Here is a 17,409-nt window from a genome sequence, read left to right as displayed (position 1 = left end):
AGAATCCATGCGTAAAAAACTAAAAAATAATCACTAAATTTAACCACAGATGAATCGATTTTGAGCACTTACTTTGCTATGCTCACTTTCATCCGCTGCGAGTGGCTCACTTTATCCGTCCTATCCACCAAAACGGACAGCCACGCCGATGATATCATAAAAATTATTCGTGAAGAATTTGACGAAGGCAATGACTTTTGTAAAAAGGTAACCTATAAAATCGAAGAAGATCCTAAATCGGTATTGAACCGCTTTAGAAACTCCTATTATCCACGGATTGCGGTAACGGTCGATATGATTGCTACTGGAACGGACGTAAAACCTTTGGAAGTGCTGTTGTTTATGCGAGATGTTAAAAGCATCAACTATTTTGAACAAATGAAAGGGCGTGGTACGCGAACCATTAATACTGATTCCTTACAATTAGTGACAAGAACGGCGAAAAGCAAAACACACTTCGTTATTGTAGATGCAGTAGGTGCTACCAAATCCAAAAAGACAGATAGCAGACCTCTGGAACGTAAACCGACGGTGCCAATGAAAGATTTATTGGGAGCGGTAGCCATGGGCGTGGTTGATGAAGATTTATTTTTGTCCTTAGCCAACCGACTCATCCGATTGGAAAAACAGATTACAGAAAAGGAAAAGGACAAAATCCTGGAGTTTTCTGGAGGTAAAAACTTAAAACAGATTACCAAGGAGTTGATTACGGCTTTCGACCAGGATGACATTGAAGCCAAAGCGCAAATTGAGATAGATAAAATCCCTATTCAAGACAGAACACCAGATCTGATTGAGGAAGCCAAAGAGAAAGCTCAGGGGCAGTTAATTTTAGAAGCCAGTAGAACGTTTAATGGCGCCTTTAACGACTATGTGGAAAATGTGCGTAAACAGCACGAACAAATTATAGACAGTCATAATATAGACACTATTATTAAAAGCGAATGGGATACCACATCGGTAGATAAAGCCACCCAAGTGGTAAAAGATTTTACCGAATACCTTGAAGCCAACAAAGACGAGATTAAAGCCCTGAGTATTTTTTACGACCAACCGTACAATCGTAGAGACATCACATTTAAAATGATCAAAGAGGTGATGGAGAAACTCAAACTTGAAAAGCCACTCTTGGCACCAGATTACGTGTGGGATGCCTATTCAGCATTGGAAGAGGTGAAAAGCAAACAACCTCAAGATGAATTAACCGCATTGGTCTCCTTGATTAGAAGAGCATGTGGTATTGACAGCGAATTAAAAGCCTACGATAAAACCATTGACGAAAATTTCAGAAAGTGGATTTTTAAACAAAACGCAGGACAGCATAACCGTTTTACAACTGAACAATTGGACTGGCTACGCATGATCAAAGATCACGTGGTAAGTAGTTACCATATTGAAATAGACGATTTGGATTATACACCTTTTGATTCCCAAGGCGGAAAAGGAAAAATGTATCAGCTATTTGGCAACCAAATGAACGAGATTATTGATGAACTTAATGAAGTGTTGGCCGCATAATGTTAATTTGTACGAATGAACAAGGAAAATCTCGTAAATTTGAACTATACTTCAAACCAAATGAACTTCGAGAATAAACCAAAATTAGGATTAGGGATTTATACTGCAACAGAAATTGCACAGATTCTTCGTGTGCCTTACGGAAAGGTTTATACTTGGATGAACAAATACTGGGATGGTAAATTAGGCAGGGAATATGACACCCAATATTCTTGGCAGATGAATGGTACTAGAGCAGTAAGCTTTCATACATTCATCGAGTTTTATATAATGATGAGATTTTCTGAAGCTGGGGTTCCTACTAAAAATGTATTAAAAGCCCATTCCGAATTGTCGCAAATGTATAATACGGCATTCCCCTTTGCTCTGAAAGAAGTTATAGAGGGAATTCATAGCGATGGAAAGCAAATCTATCTAAAATCGAAACATGGGATTATTATATTGAATGGTACAAAGCAGCTTAATCTTGAAATCATTCAAATGTTCTTTGTGAATCTCGAGTTTGACAAAGACAATTTAGCGTCACGCTTTTGGCCTATCGGAAAAGATAAATCCATTTTGGTTGATCCCAATCGAAAATTTGGTCACCCTATTATTGATGGTAAAAATATTGAGCCTGAAATAATTCACAATCATTATAAAGCCGGAGATCCAATCAAATATATTGCACATGTTTATCAATTATCTGAAGAAGAGGTGACTCATGCTTTAGAATATTGTAATGCGGCATGATTTTATACTTGGACGAAAATATGCCACCTCATTTAGCCAGGGGATTCCAAATCATTCAATTTCCTGAAGGCTTTAAAACCAATCTAAATATAGAAGTTAAATTCTTACCAGATACATTTGGACGCGGATCGAAGGATACGGAATGGGTTCCAAAAATCGGAAAAGAAGGAAGTTGTGTTATCACCCAAGATATTAAAATTTCGAAAAGAAAAAATGAGTTAGATTTATTTAAGAAGAATAACGTTGGCATTTTTTTCTTAAAAGGACCGAGTAAAAAAAATGGATTAAGCATTTGGGAAATGACACAAGCTTTAGCTAAAAATTGGGATGAAATTTGTAAAATCGCAACTACTCACAAAAAGCCATTTGGTTATGAGTTTAGTTTAAATAGAAAAATGAAGCGGATTATATAAATATGAGAAAAGATTGGATTGAAAGTCCGTTGGGAGAAGTTTGCTTTACCACGTCCGGAGGAACACCAAGTAGAGCAAATAAATCGTATTATACAGGCGACATTCCTTGGGTGAAATCAGGTGAATTAGACAGAGGTGTGATTTATGATTCAGAAGAACATATCACTGAAGAAGCAATAAAAAATTCGAGTGCCAAGGTGTTTCCAAAAGGCACTTTACTTTTTGCTCTATATGGCGCAACTATTGGAAAAATGGCCACCTTAGGTGTTGATGCAGCTACTAATCAAGCAATTTGTGGGATTTATAAAAGTTCGGTTTTTAAATCGGAATATTTATATCACTTTTTATTCTTTCAGAAAAATTTTTTAATACAACAAGGAATTGGCGGTGCGCAACCAAACATTAGTCAAACAATATTAAAGAAACTTATTATACCTGTTGCACCATTAGTCGAACAAAAGTTCATCGTCAACAAAATAGAAGAACTCTTCAGCAGTTTAGATAGCGGTATTGCCGACCTTAAAAAAGCACAAGAGCAATTGGTGATTTATAGACAGGCGGTGTTGAAAAAAGCGTTTGAGGGAGATTATACTACAAAAAAGATAAATGAAATAGCTGATGTGAATACTGGTGCAACTCCAAAAAGAGGGAATTCAAAATTTTGGGAAAATGGAACAATTTCTTGGGTTACAAGTACAGTTGTTAACAACGAATTTGTAAATGAGCCGTCAGAATTAATTACTGAAGAAGCCATTAAACAGACAAATTGTAAATTAATTCCGAAAGGGTCTTTATTAATTGCAATGTATGGTGAAGGAAAAACACGTGGAAAATGCTCAGAGTTAAATATTGATACCGCCACTAATCAAGCACTCGCAGGCATTACATTATTTGAAGAATATCAAGATTCAAAGAAATTTGTAAAGTGGTTTTTTGTCAAAAATTATGAAGAGATAAGATTGCTGTCAAGTGGAGGGGTACAACCGAATTTAAACTTATCAATCATAAAAAATACGTTAATACCATTTCCAGAACGTAAACAACAAATAAATATCATCCGAGAAATCGAATCCCGCTTATCCGTCTGCGATAAAGTAGAAGAAAGCATTAAAGAAGGCTTGTTAAAAGCAGAAGCGCTTCGTCAAAGTATTCTTAAAAAAGCATTTGAAGGCACCTTGTTAAGTGAAGAAGAAATAGCAACCTGCAAAGCAGATAGAGACTATGAGCCGGCAAGTGTGTTGTTGGAGAAAATTAAAGCAGGGAATAAGAATTAAAAATTTGTAACTCATTTGTGAATCACAAAACAATTTGTGAATCATATTTCACTATATTTGGGTCGCAAAGATTATTGTTGCTCATACATAAGTCACAAAAATGAAACCCTACATACCGCATACATTACCGATTGAGGATATAGAATGGCATAAGCTCATAGACCTTATGGGCAAAGCGAACAGATATATAGCCCGTTATGACGGTCTTCTACAATCAGTTATCAACCCCGATGTGCTTTTAGCACCATTACGCACACAAGAAGCTGTACACTCATCAAAAATTGAAGGGACTCAAGCCTCTTTAAGAGATGTTTTGCAGTTTGAAGGAGAACAAGATGTTGAAGAATACAAGAAAGACGATATTTATGAAGTTATAAATTATCGTATTGCCTTAAAGGAAGGAAGAGAGCAGATGCAAAGTATCCCACTTACGCTAAACCTAATTCGTAAAATGCACGAAACTTTAATGCGTGACGTTAGAGGTAGCAGTGCTGATCCAGGTAATTTTAGACGTATTCAAAACTTTATTGGCACACCAGGGTCTACTATAGATGATGCCAGATTTGTACCGCCAACAGTTCCAGTTATGATGGAGGCACTGGGCAACTGGGAAAAATATATGCATCATGAAGAATTGGATGTGATTGTTCAATTGGCGATTGTACATGCACAGTTTGAGATAATTCATCCATTTTTGGACGGAAACGGTAGAATGGGACGGATCCTAATTCCCTTATTCTTGTATCATAAAAAAATAATACATGAACCTGTTTTTTATCTCAGTGATTATTTGGAAAATCACAGGTCTGAGTATTATGATGCCTTAAAAAATATTACAGATAGTGGGGTTTGGACAAATTGGATTCGGTTTTTTCTAAATGCTATTATTGTTCAGGCGGAAAAGAATATAAACAAAACAAGAGCAATTATCAATCTATACGAGGAGGTTAAAAAAGAAATAATAGAAAGCACCCATAGCCAATATGCGGTTCATTGTTTGGATACTATTTTTATTCAACCCATATTTTCCTCCAACTATTTTTCGAAAAATTCTGGTATTCCAAAATCGAGTACAACACGGCTTTTAGATATTTTAGTGAAAGAAAATATTCTTGTTATTGCAGAAGCGGGCGCAGGTAGGAGACCAACTATTTATGCTTTTAAAAGATTACTGTCTATAGTAAATGATTAGCAAATGAGGTTGCAAATCATCTATGAGCCACAAAACAATTTGCAACTTACATTATTAAAAATATAAGTTACAAAACTATAAGGTTAAATGGCTGGTAGCCCAGCAGTTTTTTGGTTCGGAAATAGGAAATACTGGACAAGGTTGTGAAGGAGTGAAATCTATAAAGGAAACTTTTGTTCCATTTCCAGACCTTCATGAACAACACCAGATCGTCCAAGAAATAGAATCCCGTTTATCCGTCAACGATAAAATAGAAGAAAGCATAAAAGAAAGTTTATTAGAAGTAGAAGCGCTTCGTCAAAGCATTCTTAAAAAAATTGGAAGGCACCTTGTTAAGTGAAGAAGAAATTGTAACCTGTAAAGAAGATAAAAATCACGAACCTGCAAGTGTGTTGTTGGAAAAAATTAAAGCAGAAAAAAAATAAAAAATAATAAATGACAGATTCAAGTATCATTTCAAAAATATGGAACCTCGCCAACGTACTGCGTGACGATGGTGTAGGTTATGGTGATTATTTAGAACAAATCACTTATTTGCTATTCCTTAAAATGGCAGATGAGCTCAATAAACCACCTTATAATAAAGGCTTGCTCTTCCCAAAGCTAAAGGATGTTGATGGCAATGAAATTGAAGATGGTGAGACCGCCAATTGGGAAACACTATCAGGGAAGAGAGGTGCAGAATTAGAATCTTTTTATAGTCAGCTTTTGCGAACGCTGTCCACGGAAAAAGGCACATTGGGTCAGATTTTCACCAAGAGTCAGAATAAAATCCAAGATCCAGCCAAACTGCTTAAAGTCATCAACCTCATTGACAAAGAAGATTGGTCCCTGATGGGTGCCGATATCAAAGGTAAAATCTACGAAGGTCTTTTGGAGAAAAACGCAGAAGACACAAAAAGTGGTGCTGGACAGTATTTTACACCGAGGGCGTTGATCAAAACCATGGTGGCCTGTGTGCAGCCCAAACCCATGAAAACCATTGTAGATCCAGCCTGTGGTACGGGGGGCTTCTTTTTGGCTGCCTACGACTGGATTGTAGACAATAACGCATTAGACAGAGAAGAGAAGGAGTTTTTAAAAAATAAAACCTTTCATGGCAACGAGATTGTAGCCAACACCCGTAGAATGTGTTTAATGAATATGTACTTGCATAATATAGGGGAAATTGACGGCGAATCGTTCATCAATCCAAATGATGCCCTTATAGCCGACGATGGCAACAGATATGATTATGTATTGGCAAACCCGCCGTTTGGTAAAAAAAGCAGCATGACCTTTACCAATGAGCAGGGTGATATCGTCAAGGAGGATCTGAGTTATAACCGTCAGGACTTTTGGGAAACAACCTCCAATAAGCAGTTAAACTTTCTGCAGCATATAAAAACGCAATTAAAAATAGATGGTCAGGCAGCAGTCGTACTTCCTGACAATGTGTTGTTTGAAGGTGGCGCAGGTGAGGAGGTTAGAAAACAATTGCTAAAAACCACAGAGCTCCACACAATTCTGAGATTGCCAACAGGTATCTTTTACGCACAAGGTGTCAAAGCAAACGTTTTGTTTTTCAATAACAAACCAGCAAGTAAAGAGGCCTGGACCAAAGATATTTGGTTTTATGATTACAGGACCAATGTGCATCATACGCCTAAAAAGAATCCGATGCGCCAGGAAAACTTGGAAGAGTTTATCGAGCTTTATAATGGTAAAAACATTCACAAACGTGAAGAAACCTGGAGTGAGGACAATGAAGACGGAAGATGGCGTAAATATAGCTATGATGATATTATTACAAGGGATAAAACCAGTTTGGACATCTTCTGGCTAAAGGACAAAAGCCTAACCGATTTGGACAACCTTCCAGACCCGGATATCCTTGCCGCCGAGATCATCGAGAATATTGAAGCTGGACTGAACAGTTTTAGGGAAATCATGGAAACGATTAATGGGGAGGCGGAATGAGGCTGACTATTTAAAACTATAGAATATCAAATATATTATAAAACCCCTCCAAGGTTGAAGGGGTTTTTGATTTAATTGGGTTATTATAAGCATTAAACTATAACCGTTTTGAGTAGAATTCCTACTGGATACTTAATGGTTATTTCTTTGATTCCGCAATTGAAACCTTACGGAATTCCTTCAATAATTTCTCTAAGGCCAATGACGCTTTTCTCGCTCTTGTTCCCGCTGATTTATTTCCGCTTTCCAATTGTAATTTAGCGTCACTTTCAAACGATTCGTAAGTGCTTTGCATGTTTTCAATAAGTTCTTTCATAAGATTTGAGTTTTAAATTTTTAGAAGGACGAAAATATAGTTTTTCAGCTTTAATATCTACAATTGTGCCGAAAATAATTGATACTGGCACTTGTTTGCAATCAGTGTGCACAAAGAATGAGGAGTAAATTAAAATAACTACAAGTTTTATGTTCTTTTTTTTATATAAAATCACTTCTAAAGAAGAGGACTGAGTTCTTGGCTAAATATTAGCCCTTTGACCTTAACTGATATCCGAATACTAAAAAAAACAATAGTATGATGCTTTGCAATACAATTTTTTCTGAGGGTGGAATAAGCCATAGTGATTTGAGCTTCTACAGCTTTTATAGAAATACCCATATGAGTGGCGATTTCAGGATTTGTAAGTCCTTCTGTTTTGCTTATCAAAAACACCTCTCTACACTTTGGTTGAAGTTTATGTATTTCTTAAAAGACAATAGCTTTTTTCTTTTCCATAATCTCTTCATTTTCTTCTGAAGTCATACTATCAATAGCTTCAATGAATTTGGATTCAACTTTAGAAATGGCTAAGTTTTTATGATACAGATTTACAAACTCATTGTAAGCCGCTTTGTAAAGAAAACTTTTAATGGGGTAGATTGGATTTAACTTGTTTAGGTGTTCCCAGGTTTTTAAAAAAACATTCTGAATCAAATCTTGGGTTAGAGCATAGTTATTAGTTAACGATAATGCGTAGTTGAAAATCCTATCATGGTAATTTTCCACTAGAAAATTATAGGCATTCCTATTGCCTTCCATTAATGTGGAGATCAAGTGTTCATTGCCCACCTTTGCTTCTCTATTTGATGTAGGTATTTTGAATAATTTGGGTTCAATACCCAAAATATTCAGCGGATATAGATTTAAAAGAAGGCAGAATGTTTTTGCACAATAAACTCGCGGTCAACTTCTTTTTTATAGATTTGTCAAATACTAAAACTTTATTAAACTGATGAATCTAATCATTGATGAAATAAAAAAAGGAAACCGACAGGTTTTCAAAAACTTTTTCAACAAGAATTATGAGGATTTGGTTATTTACGCCAATGGATATCTATTTGATAAACAATCAAGCGAGGATGTCGTTCAAGAAGTCTTTATTTATATTTGGGAAAAACCGGATAAGATTAACATCACCTCGTCGTTACAGGCTTATGTTTATCGAATGGTTAGAAATCGTTGTCTAAATTTCTTAAAATCCTTAAAGATAACTGGCAACTTTGAGATTTTAGAATTCAATATTAGTCTAATCACTGAACATGTTTTTGATTCGGCTTCAGAAGACGACAAGGAAATTGTTTATCATCAAATTCTTAAAATTGTAGATTCACTTCCTGATAAAATGCAACAAATTGTAAGACTTAAATTTCTACATGATTATAAATACAAGGACATTGCTGCAGAACTTGACATTTCTGTGAATACCGTAAAGACACAGTTAAAAAGAGCAAAGATAAAAATTACTGACTCATTAACTTGCATCCTTATTCTATTAGAATTGTATCAATAATTCTCACACTTAGCTGAGGATTTTCATGAAATCTTTTCTTTTTTCTAAAAATTTGTCACCCATTCTTAATGTTCCGTTGTCTATTTAATAAAGACCTGGCAAAAGGATCATTATGGACTTTAAAATTTTAATTAAAAAACTCAACGGTAAGCTTACTAAAAAAGAAGCTATAATCTTTAATCAATGGTATCACGAATCCGCTGTTCATAGATCCTATTTTAATCGTCTTAAAGATAATTATTCCCAAGAGCTAGATAACATTGATGTTGAAAAAGCATGGCAAAAGTTATCTCAGAAAATATCTAAAAGAAAGAAATCCCAAGCTTATTGGAAATTTGGCGTTGCTGCATCCATTGCGCTTTTGGTCGCACTTACCATTATGTTTAATAGAGATTCGCTTCAGAACTCTGAACCAACCGTTGTACATAGTGACATTTCAGTTGGTACCGACAAGGCTACTTTGACATTAGAAGATGGCTCCGTGGTGGTATTGGAAAAGGGGAAAAAATATGAAACACAGAATGCAAGTAGTAATGGTGAAGAAATAATCTACAATAAAACCACAAACACACGCAAAAGTCTCACTTATAATTATATAACTGTTCCAATAGGTGGACAGTATAATGTTGTTTTGTCCGATGGTACACAAGTATGGTTGAATTCCGATTCACAACTAAAATATCCTGTAAGTTTTGTGGAAGGAGAAACCCGACAAGTTGAACTTGTATATGGAGAGGCTTATTTTGATGTTTCTTCAAGTATTGAACATGCCGGAAGTGGATTCAGAGTCAACAATAAATCTCAGATTATAGAGGTGTTGGGGACGGAGTTTAATGTTAAAGCCTATAAGGATGAGGAACATATCTATACCACTTTAGTTGAGGGTGAAGTTTTGTTTATTGCTGGGGCTGTTGAAGAAAAATTAGCGCCGAGCCAACAAATGGTTCTCAATATTTCAAATGGCAATATGTCGGTTATGGAGGTGAACGTTTACAATGAAATATCATGGAAGGATGGTATTTTTAGTTTCCGTAGAAAACCATTGGGAGAGATTATGAAAGTGTTATCACGTTGGTATGATATTGAGGTGATTTTTGAAAATAAGAAGCTTGAAAATGCGGGCTTCAATGGAGTTTTGGGAAGAGATCAGAATATAGAAGAAATTATAGAAGCTATCAAAAACTTTGGAATTATCGAAAATTATGAAATCAATAATAAAACAGTGATTTTAAAATAAAATAAATAATAAAAAGAGAGAGCGAAGCGAAACATTTTGCGGTGACTCGGCTTCGTCCCTCTATAGTGTAGTAATCAAACTAATGTCTAACTAATACAAAGCAAATTTATGAAAATTAAATTAACCAAGCTGGGTTTTAACGTACCAAAGCGGCTGCTATTTCTAATTATGAGAACATTCATCCTCTTATTATGTACAACGGTATTTAGCTTCACAACAACAGATTCGTTTTCTCAAGAACAGGTAACTATAGACATGGACAAGGAGGTTTCTGTGGACGAGGTTTTTAATATCATTCAGAATCAAACCAAGTATCGCTTCCTCTACCCACAAGATTTATTTACCTACGCACCAAAAGTGCAATTAAAAAAAGGGATTATTCCGATCTCTCGGTTATTAAAACAAAGTTTTGCCCATAGTGATGTCAAGTTTGAAGTATCACAAAACAACACCATTGTGATAACTGAAATTCCCAAAATGATATTGCCTGGGCCAATGGCGACTCAGAACTACAAGGTGTCCGGCACTGTAACCGATCATCAAGGGGAACCGATGATAGGAGCCAATATTATTGAAAAGGGAACAACAAATGGAACACAAACTGATTTTGATGGGAATTTCTCAATAAGCTTGACAGATGATAATGCGATATTGGTCATATCCTATTTGGGCTATGTCACTAAAGAGATGAGCGTAAAAGGAATGTCACAAATTACTATTGTATTGAACGAAAGTGCTGCGGATCTTGATGAAGTCATCATCGTAGCTTATGATAGGCAAAGCAAGTCATCTTATACTGGTGCAGCTGTTGAGGTTGATCTTAAGGCGGTAGAAGAAACACCTTTGGCATCTTTTCAGGAAAGCTTACAAGGAAATGTGGCTGGATTGCAAATGTCAACTAAAAGTGGACAACCAGGCTCTGCGCCCGATATCAGAATCAGAGGGATTGGCTCCATCAACGCAAGTTCTGATCCCTTATATGTTATTGATGGAATTCCAGTGGTTTCGGGGAATATTGCCAATATTGGTACTAACTCCAATACTATTGCAGGTCTTAACCCCAATGATATTGCTAATATTACGGTTTTAAAGGATGCATCGGCAACTGCTATATATGGATCGCGAGGTGGTAACGGAGTTATATTGATCACCACCAAAAAAGGTAAAGAAGGCAAAACCCGATTTGACGTGAACGTTCAAAGTGGAATCAGTAATGTGATTTTGCCAGATAGAATGCGCCCGTTAAATTCTAAGCAACATATTGAATTGTTGATTGAAAGTAGGGTAAATACCGGTGAATCAATGGCAGATGCTACTGATTTTATCTTAAATAATGTAGATCCTAATGTTGATACGGATTGGGTAGATGTAATTACCCGACAAGGCTTGTACCAACAATATAATTTGAGTGCAAATGGAGGAAACGAAAACACCAAATTTTATGCCTCCGTGGGATACTATGACCAGGAAGCTGTGGTCATTGGTATTGACTATAAAAAGTTCAATTCGCGGGTCAATATTAACCATCAAGCTACCGATAAGTTTAATATCGATTTCGGCGTTGGGTTAAGTCATCAAATTCTTCACTCTAATAGTGATGCAGGTAATGCAGCCAACCCGGTTAGAGCTATGTTAAGGACTGTTCCGTGGGAACCAGTCTATAATGAAGATGGTTCTTATAATACAGATATATTATTAACCTATAATCCTGTGGGATTGGTTGAGAAGAATATAAGAGAAACAAAATTATATGGCGTATTGGCCAATTTAAGTTTAAAGTATGATTTGACTAAAAACTTGAGTTTTGAGACAAAAGGCAATTTTGATTTTAATCTTGCGGATGAATTTCGATTTGACAATCCTGATTTTGGAGAAGGTAGAAACGATGGTGGTCGCGGTAGGGCATTTGACAACAAAATACTGAATTATAATATTACCAACCTTTTGAAATATAACTTAAGGCTTAACAACGATCATAATTTTAATTTTCTATTAGGGCAGGAAGCTCAGAAAATCAATGAAAGTTCACTGTTTGCCTTTGCCAGTAATTATGGTGCGCCTGGATTGACCACATTAAGCAATGCCTCTGTATACAGAGAGGCATCCAGTACAAAAACAGCTTCTTCCATTTCCTCCTACTTCTTTAATGTCAGCTACGCCTTAATGAATAAATATTATTTTAATGCGACGGCGCGGAGAGATGGATCTTCCCGATTTGGATCTGACGTTCGGTATGCCAATTTTGGATCGGTGGGATTAGCATGGAATATTACTAAAGAGAAGTTTTTGGAAGATTCTAATGTCATAACGAATTTAAAATTGAGAACGAGTTATGGAATTAACGGGAATCAAGAAATTGGGGATTTTGCTTCCCGAGGACTTTATTCAACAGGTGCTGATTATGATGGTGAGCCAGGCTATATTTATAGCCAGCAGATTAATAAAAATCTTACTTGGGAAAAAAACAAACCGTTTAACGTAGGAATCGACTTTAATCTTATTAATAGAATTAGTGGAACCGTTGAGTATTATCACCGTACCACTACCGATTTGTTATTTAGAGTTCCAATTTCAGCTACAAACGGTCTCACGACCTATTTTGATAATATCGGTGAGATGACAAATTCAGGAATCGAACTGGCCTTAAATACAATCAATTTTGATAATCAGGATGGGTTCAGTTGGTTGACGAATTTTAATTTTACTTCCAATTCCAATGAAATTACCAAGTTAAAAGATGGACAAGCGATAGTTGACGATAATTATATCCGAGAGATAGGTGGTGATTTTTATACTTTCTATATGCCAGGCTTTGCTGGTGCAGATCCTGACAATGGCGACGCTCTTTGGTATGTTGACAGTTCGGAATCTCAGACAACAAATCAATACAGTGAGGCGCAGCCTTATAATCAGGGGAGCGCCTTACCGGATTTCTTTGCAGGACTTACCAATACGTTTACCTATAAGAATTTAAGTTTTTCCTTCTTATTATATCTAAATTATGGCAATAAAGTATATGATCCTTGGGGCCGATATACCAGCAGTGATGGTAGTGCACGTTTAAATGATCGAGGGAATATGACCAGAAACATTTATAATAATCGCTGGCAAAAACCAGGTGATGTGACCAATGTTCCAAAAGTGGTTTATGGAAACAAACAATCAGGGCTTTCAAGTCAGCATTCTACGCGATTTTTATATGACGGTACCTATTTGCGTTTAAGAGATGTCAGTTTAGGGTATTCACTGTCTGATGCCATAACTAAAAAGATGGCTGTTAACGAATTTAAAATCTATTTAAAAGCCAGTAATTTGTTGACTTGGGTAAAAGACAAAAACATTGAAGTTGATCCAGAGGTCGGCATTGGAGGCCAATCCGATTTAAGGATTCCTGTATCGAGCCAGTTTTTAATAGGGTTGAATATTTCATTATAAAATTAAAAGTATGTATAAGAAACTAAAATATATAGCACTAAGCATCCTAATGAGTATTACAATATTTTCTTGTAGTGATAACTTTTTAGAAATAGATCCGGAACAGAATGTACCGGCAGAGAATGCGGTAATTGACGAGAACACACTAAAAACAGCATTAAATGGTGTCTATAGCGAATTGCAAAGTAGCAATTATTATGGACGGAGTATTTATGTAATTCCCGAGTTAATGGCGGATAACTTATTTTTGAGCTCGCGAAATACGGGTCGATATCTTGACTTTGACAACTTTGTCGTAAGTGAACGAGATTCGTATGTCGAAGGCTTGTGGATCAAATTGTATTCTGTATTGGCAAACGCATCACGTGTAATTGAAGGAGGAGAGAAATTGAAATCGGGTTCAACCGAGCAACAAGCGTTATTTGATCAATTGGTAGGTGAAGCCTATGCCTTAAGAGCGCTTGCACATTTTGACTTGGTGAGGCTATTTGCACAACCTTATAATTTCACCTCTGATGCAAGCCATTTAGGCATTCCAATAATTAACCAGGTTTATAACGAACGAATTTCTCCTCCAAGAGATAATGTAAAAAATGTTTATAAGCAAATTAATAGTGACATAGAGACGGCTATAAATAAAATGTCAGCGTCTAAAAAGAATGGTAAATTTTCGGTGGGCGGAGCAAAAGCCTTGGCTGCAAGAGTTGCTTTGTATCAAGAGGATTATGATGCGGCAATAACATATAGTACCCAAGTCATTAACAGTGGAACATTTCAACTCATTGATCACGATCAATATGCCGACTTATGGGCAAACGACTTTAATTCGGAATCGATTTTTGAAATTGTAAATACGGTTTCAGATAATTCGGGTACCAATGGATTGGGACATTTTTTCCACGTCAAAGGTTATGCTGATGCTTTGGTGCCTCTGGATATAATTAATACCTACGATCCAGATGACATCAGGTTAAATGCGATTATCCAAGGAGCCAAACCTGGTGCGGAGCAAGATGCCAATTTTGTGGGTAAATTTCCAAAGGGAACTGAACATGATGATAACCTCAGGATTTTTCGTTTGGCTGAGCAATACCTTATCCGTGCAGAAGCATATGCTAAAACTGAACAGCCTACATTGGCTCAAGAGGATTTACTCACCGTCATGAAAAGAGCAAAACCTACTGCTGTACCAGTCACCGAAACGGGAGAGGATTTAATGGATTTGATATTATTGGAAAGAAGAAAGGAACTTGCCTTTGAAGGACATAGACTTTTTGACCTTAACAGAAATAAGCGCAATGTCACGATGATTCAGAGTGACAACAAAACTGAAGAGAGCTATCCAAATGATAAATTTATTTTACCTATTCCTTTGAGCGAATTAAATGCAAATCCTGACATGAAACAGAACCCAGGATATTAATGTTTACCTTAAGCTTTAAACCTTACATCTTAATAAAAAAACATAGGTTTAGAATTGCCGGGGGCGTTAGAAGCTCGACCCCGGTTGTTCTTATAAAAATAGATTTCGATGCCTATAGCGGATATGGCGAAGCGTCAATGCCTCCCGTTTATGGAGAAAGTGTGATAAGCGCGACTAAATTTATAACGCGTATTGATATGTCGCAATTCAAGGATCCGTTTGACTTAGAACACATCTTGCAGACTATCGATGGGATAGCCCCTGGTAACACGGCCATTAAAGCTGCAATTGATATTGCTTTGCATGATTTGATTGGAAAAATGATCCAATTGCCTATTCATTCTTATTTTGGATTGCCAGCTAAAGATCTTTTGACCAGTAAAACCATAGGAATCGATACGCCAGATATTATTTTTAAAAGGGTAAAAGAGGCCGAGAGTTTTCAGATTTTAAAAATAAAATTGGGTGCGGACAATGATGAAGATATTATTTCCACCGTCCGCAGCACTACCCAAAAGCCTTTGTTTATTGATGCAAATCAAGGATGGACGGATAAATACCTTGCCTTAGATAAAATTCAGTGGTTGAAAAATGAGAACGTTCAGCTTATTGAACAACCTATGCCAAAGGCTGCTTATAAGGACATGGAATGGCTCGCTGCCCACTCCCCATTGCCAATTATTGGGGATGAAGGCCTCCAGCGCTTGTCTGACTTAAAATCCGCAAGTAACTATTATCACGGTGTAAATATTAAATTGATGAAAGCAACGGGATTAAGGGAAGCCTATCATATGGCGGTTATGGCTAAGACTATTGGTTTAAAGGTGATGTTAGGCTGTATGTCTGAAACCTCTTGTGCTATTGCGGCAGCATGCCAATTGGGTGATTTAGCAGAATGGATTGATCTTGACGGTAATTTGGGAGTGACCAATGATCCGTATCAGGCCCATAAAGTTGAAAATGGAACGATTCAATTAAATAATGAACCAGGAATAGGTCTAATAAAGCCTAACTGGTCAAGTATCTAAAATTATGAACAACACGATAGTTAGATTTTCTTTAGTATTGATGTTTTTGGGATTTATTATCGGATGCGGTGACACAAAAAAGAAAGAAATACCACAATCCGTTGAGATCAAAACTGATATTGTTCTTGACTCTTTTTTTAAAGCGTTACATGACAAAGGTATGTTCAATGGTGCCGTCGGGGTAAAGAAGGAGGGTAAGTTAATCTTGAAAAAGGGTTATGGAACAGCAAATTTTTCAATGGAAACGCCTTTCCTTGCTGAAACCGCTATGGAGGTTGCATCGGTATCTAAACAGTTTACTGCCTTCGCCATTCTTCTTCTGGAACAGGAGAAAAAATTATCTTTAGAGGATCATCTTCAAAAATATCTCGGAGACGATTTTCCATACGCTAACATTACCATTAAACATATTCTTACACATACCTCGGGACTTCCTGATTACGAAAGCCATTTCCGAAAAACTTGGGATACCACCAAAATTGCCACAAATAGCGATATTGTTAGATATTTTAAACTTGATAAGCCGCAGTTGATAAGTCAACCTGGTACAAAATACCATTATTCCAATTCTGGTTATATATTACTGGCAGAAATCGTCCATGCCGTTAGTGGAAAACCATTAGATGAGTACTTAAAGGATCAGGTTTTTGATGTGGCCGAGATGAAGAATACCGCCTTTTATGATCGTGATGAGATTTGGAAATTGACCGATTATGCCCCTGGTTATTTAATCAATCCTGAGACCTGTCAATATGATAGACCTGAGGATCAAGCAGGCAAATACTATTACCATTTTTTAAGTGGAAGATTGGGATCGGGCCGATTGTCATCCAGTGTGGACGATCTTATCAAATGGGATAGTATTTTATATACAAATCGTTTGTTGCACGATAAAGGGAAAGAGTTGACGTTTCAAGCTTATCCACCAAAAGAAGACCCATCAGATTATGGATTTGGCTGGCATATTGTTGAAAACGATAGTCTTGGAAAAGTGGTGTATCACACCGGGAGTTGGGCTGGAAATTTGGCATATATTAAAAGGTATTTGGATGACAAAAGTTTAGTGGTTATCTTAAATAATACGTATTCGCCGTATATCAAAAAAATCAGAAAAGCTGTTGATGATTATTTAAATGGCAAGCCATTACAATTCCCTCAGCAAATAGGGATTGATATCTTGAAAAAGGAAATTTGTCATTTGAATAAAGAAAAAATGAAGTCCTGGTATGAAAAATCCCTGGACGCACAATGGCATGTTACCGATTTAGAATCTCTTTCCAAACAGTACACAAAGCTTGGTTTGGAGGATAAGGCAGCATTGGTCGATATCATTACTAATTTTGTTAAATCTGATAATCAGTAATACTTA

General features: G+C 36.5%; 15 protein-coding genes. 12 read left to right on the top strand and 3 right to left on the bottom strand.

The genetic code is table 11. The features are described from left to right. The first annotated feature begins 78 nt into the window (after positions 1-78). From G6N06_RS18690 to G6N06_RS18665, 6 genes are all read left to right on the top strand, one after another. Positions 79-1,518, top strand: coding sequence for a type I restriction-modification enzyme R subunit C-terminal domain-containing protein (locus tag G6N06_RS18690; RefSeq protein ID WP_240338110.1), 1,440 nt, complete (start codon positions 79-81; stop codon positions 1,516-1,518). Between the two features lie 15 nt (positions 1,519-1,533). Further along, positions 1,534-2,250, top strand: a complete 717-nt coding sequence (locus G6N06_RS18685; protein ID WP_240338109.1) for a DUF433 domain-containing protein — start codon at positions 1,534-1,536, stop codon at positions 2,248-2,250. Beyond that, positions 2,247-2,663 (top strand): PIN-like domain-containing protein, encoded by a 417-nt coding sequence (locus G6N06_RS18680; RefSeq protein ID WP_163518221.1) that lies wholly within the window; start codon positions 2,247-2,249, stop codon positions 2,661-2,663. The genes G6N06_RS18685 and G6N06_RS18680 overlap by 4 nt, the downstream gene beginning before the upstream one ends. A gap of 2 nt (positions 2,664-2,665) precedes the next feature. Then, a complete protein-coding gene (locus G6N06_RS18675; protein ID WP_163518220.1) occupies positions 2,666-3,937 on the top strand; it encodes a restriction endonuclease subunit S in 1,272 nt (423 codons plus the stop codon). A 100-nt stretch (positions 3,938-4,037) separates the two neighbouring features. Then, positions 4,038-5,129 carry a Fic family protein gene (locus G6N06_RS18670; protein WP_163518219.1) on the top strand — a complete coding sequence of 364 codons (1,092 nt, stop codon included), beginning with the start codon at positions 4,038-4,040 and terminating at the stop codon, positions 5,127-5,129. A 435-nt stretch (positions 5,130-5,564) separates the two neighbouring features. Then, the gene (locus G6N06_RS18665) at positions 5,565-7,088 is read left to right on the top strand and encodes a class I SAM-dependent DNA methyltransferase (RefSeq protein WP_163518218.1); all 1,524 of its coding nucleotides are present in this window, start codon (positions 5,565-5,567) and stop codon (positions 7,086-7,088) included. A gap of 139 nt (positions 7,089-7,227) precedes the next feature. Here G6N06_RS18665 and G6N06_RS18660 read toward each other — a convergent pair whose 3' ends face one another. From G6N06_RS18660 to G6N06_RS18650, 3 genes are all read right to left on the bottom strand, one after another. Next, on the bottom strand, positions 7,228-7,404 hold the full coding sequence (locus G6N06_RS18660) for a BF3379 family histone-like protein (RefSeq protein ID WP_163518217.1): 177 nt from the start codon (positions 7,402-7,404) through the stop codon (positions 7,228-7,230). Positions 7,405-7,581: 177 nt separating this feature from the next. Beyond that, on the bottom strand, positions 7,582-7,830 hold the full coding sequence (locus G6N06_RS20165; RefSeq protein ID WP_371865873.1) for a sigma factor-like helix-turn-helix DNA-binding protein: 249 nt from the start codon (positions 7,828-7,830) through the stop codon (positions 7,582-7,584). A gap of 3 nt (positions 7,831-7,833) precedes the next feature. Continuing rightward, positions 7,834-8,250 carry an RNA polymerase sigma factor gene (locus tag G6N06_RS18650; RefSeq protein WP_163518215.1) on the bottom strand — a complete coding sequence of 139 codons (417 nt, stop codon included), beginning with the start codon at positions 8,248-8,250 and terminating at the stop codon, positions 7,834-7,836. Positions 8,251-8,359: 109 nt separating this feature from the next. Between G6N06_RS18650 and G6N06_RS18645 the strand changes: the two genes are divergently transcribed. From G6N06_RS18645 to G6N06_RS18620, 6 genes are all read left to right on the top strand, one after another. After that, the gene (locus G6N06_RS18645; protein ID WP_163518214.1) at positions 8,360-8,917 is read left to right on the top strand and encodes an RNA polymerase sigma factor; all 558 of its coding nucleotides are present in this window, start codon (positions 8,360-8,362) and stop codon (positions 8,915-8,917) included. A 112-nt stretch (positions 8,918-9,029) separates the two neighbouring features. After that, a complete protein-coding gene (locus G6N06_RS18640; protein WP_163518213.1) occupies positions 9,030-10,154 on the top strand; it encodes a FecR family protein in 1,125 nt (374 codons plus the stop codon). A gap of 168 nt (positions 10,155-10,322) precedes the next feature. Continuing rightward, positions 10,323-13,589 (top strand): SusC/RagA family TonB-linked outer membrane protein, encoded by a 3,267-nt coding sequence (locus G6N06_RS18635; protein WP_163518212.1) that lies wholly within the window; start codon positions 10,323-10,325, stop codon positions 13,587-13,589. Between the two features lie 10 nt (positions 13,590-13,599). Beyond that, positions 13,600-15,012: a RagB/SusD family nutrient uptake outer membrane protein gene (locus G6N06_RS18630; RefSeq protein ID WP_163518211.1), complete on the top strand. Its 1,413-nt coding sequence runs from the start codon at positions 13,600-13,602 to the stop codon at positions 15,010-15,012. Next, entirely contained in the window at positions 15,012-16,040 is a 1,029-nt protein-coding gene (locus G6N06_RS18625) for a dipeptide epimerase (protein ID WP_163518210.1), read from the top strand. Before G6N06_RS18630 ends, G6N06_RS18625 begins: the two co-directional genes overlap by 1 nt. 4 nt (positions 16,041-16,044) lie before the next feature. Further along, the gene (locus tag G6N06_RS18620; RefSeq protein ID WP_163518209.1) at positions 16,045-17,403 is read left to right on the top strand and encodes a serine hydrolase domain-containing protein; all 1,359 of its coding nucleotides are present in this window, start codon (positions 16,045-16,047) and stop codon (positions 17,401-17,403) included. The last annotated feature ends 6 nt before the right edge of the window (positions 17,404-17,409 follow it).

The sequence above is a fragment of the Gelidibacter japonicus genome, from assembly GCF_010725055.1.
GTDB classification, from domain to species: domain Bacteria; phylum Bacteroidota; class Bacteroidia; order Flavobacteriales; family Flavobacteriaceae; genus Gelidibacter; species Gelidibacter japonicus.
This window is presented reverse-complemented; position numbering and strand designations above follow the sequence as displayed.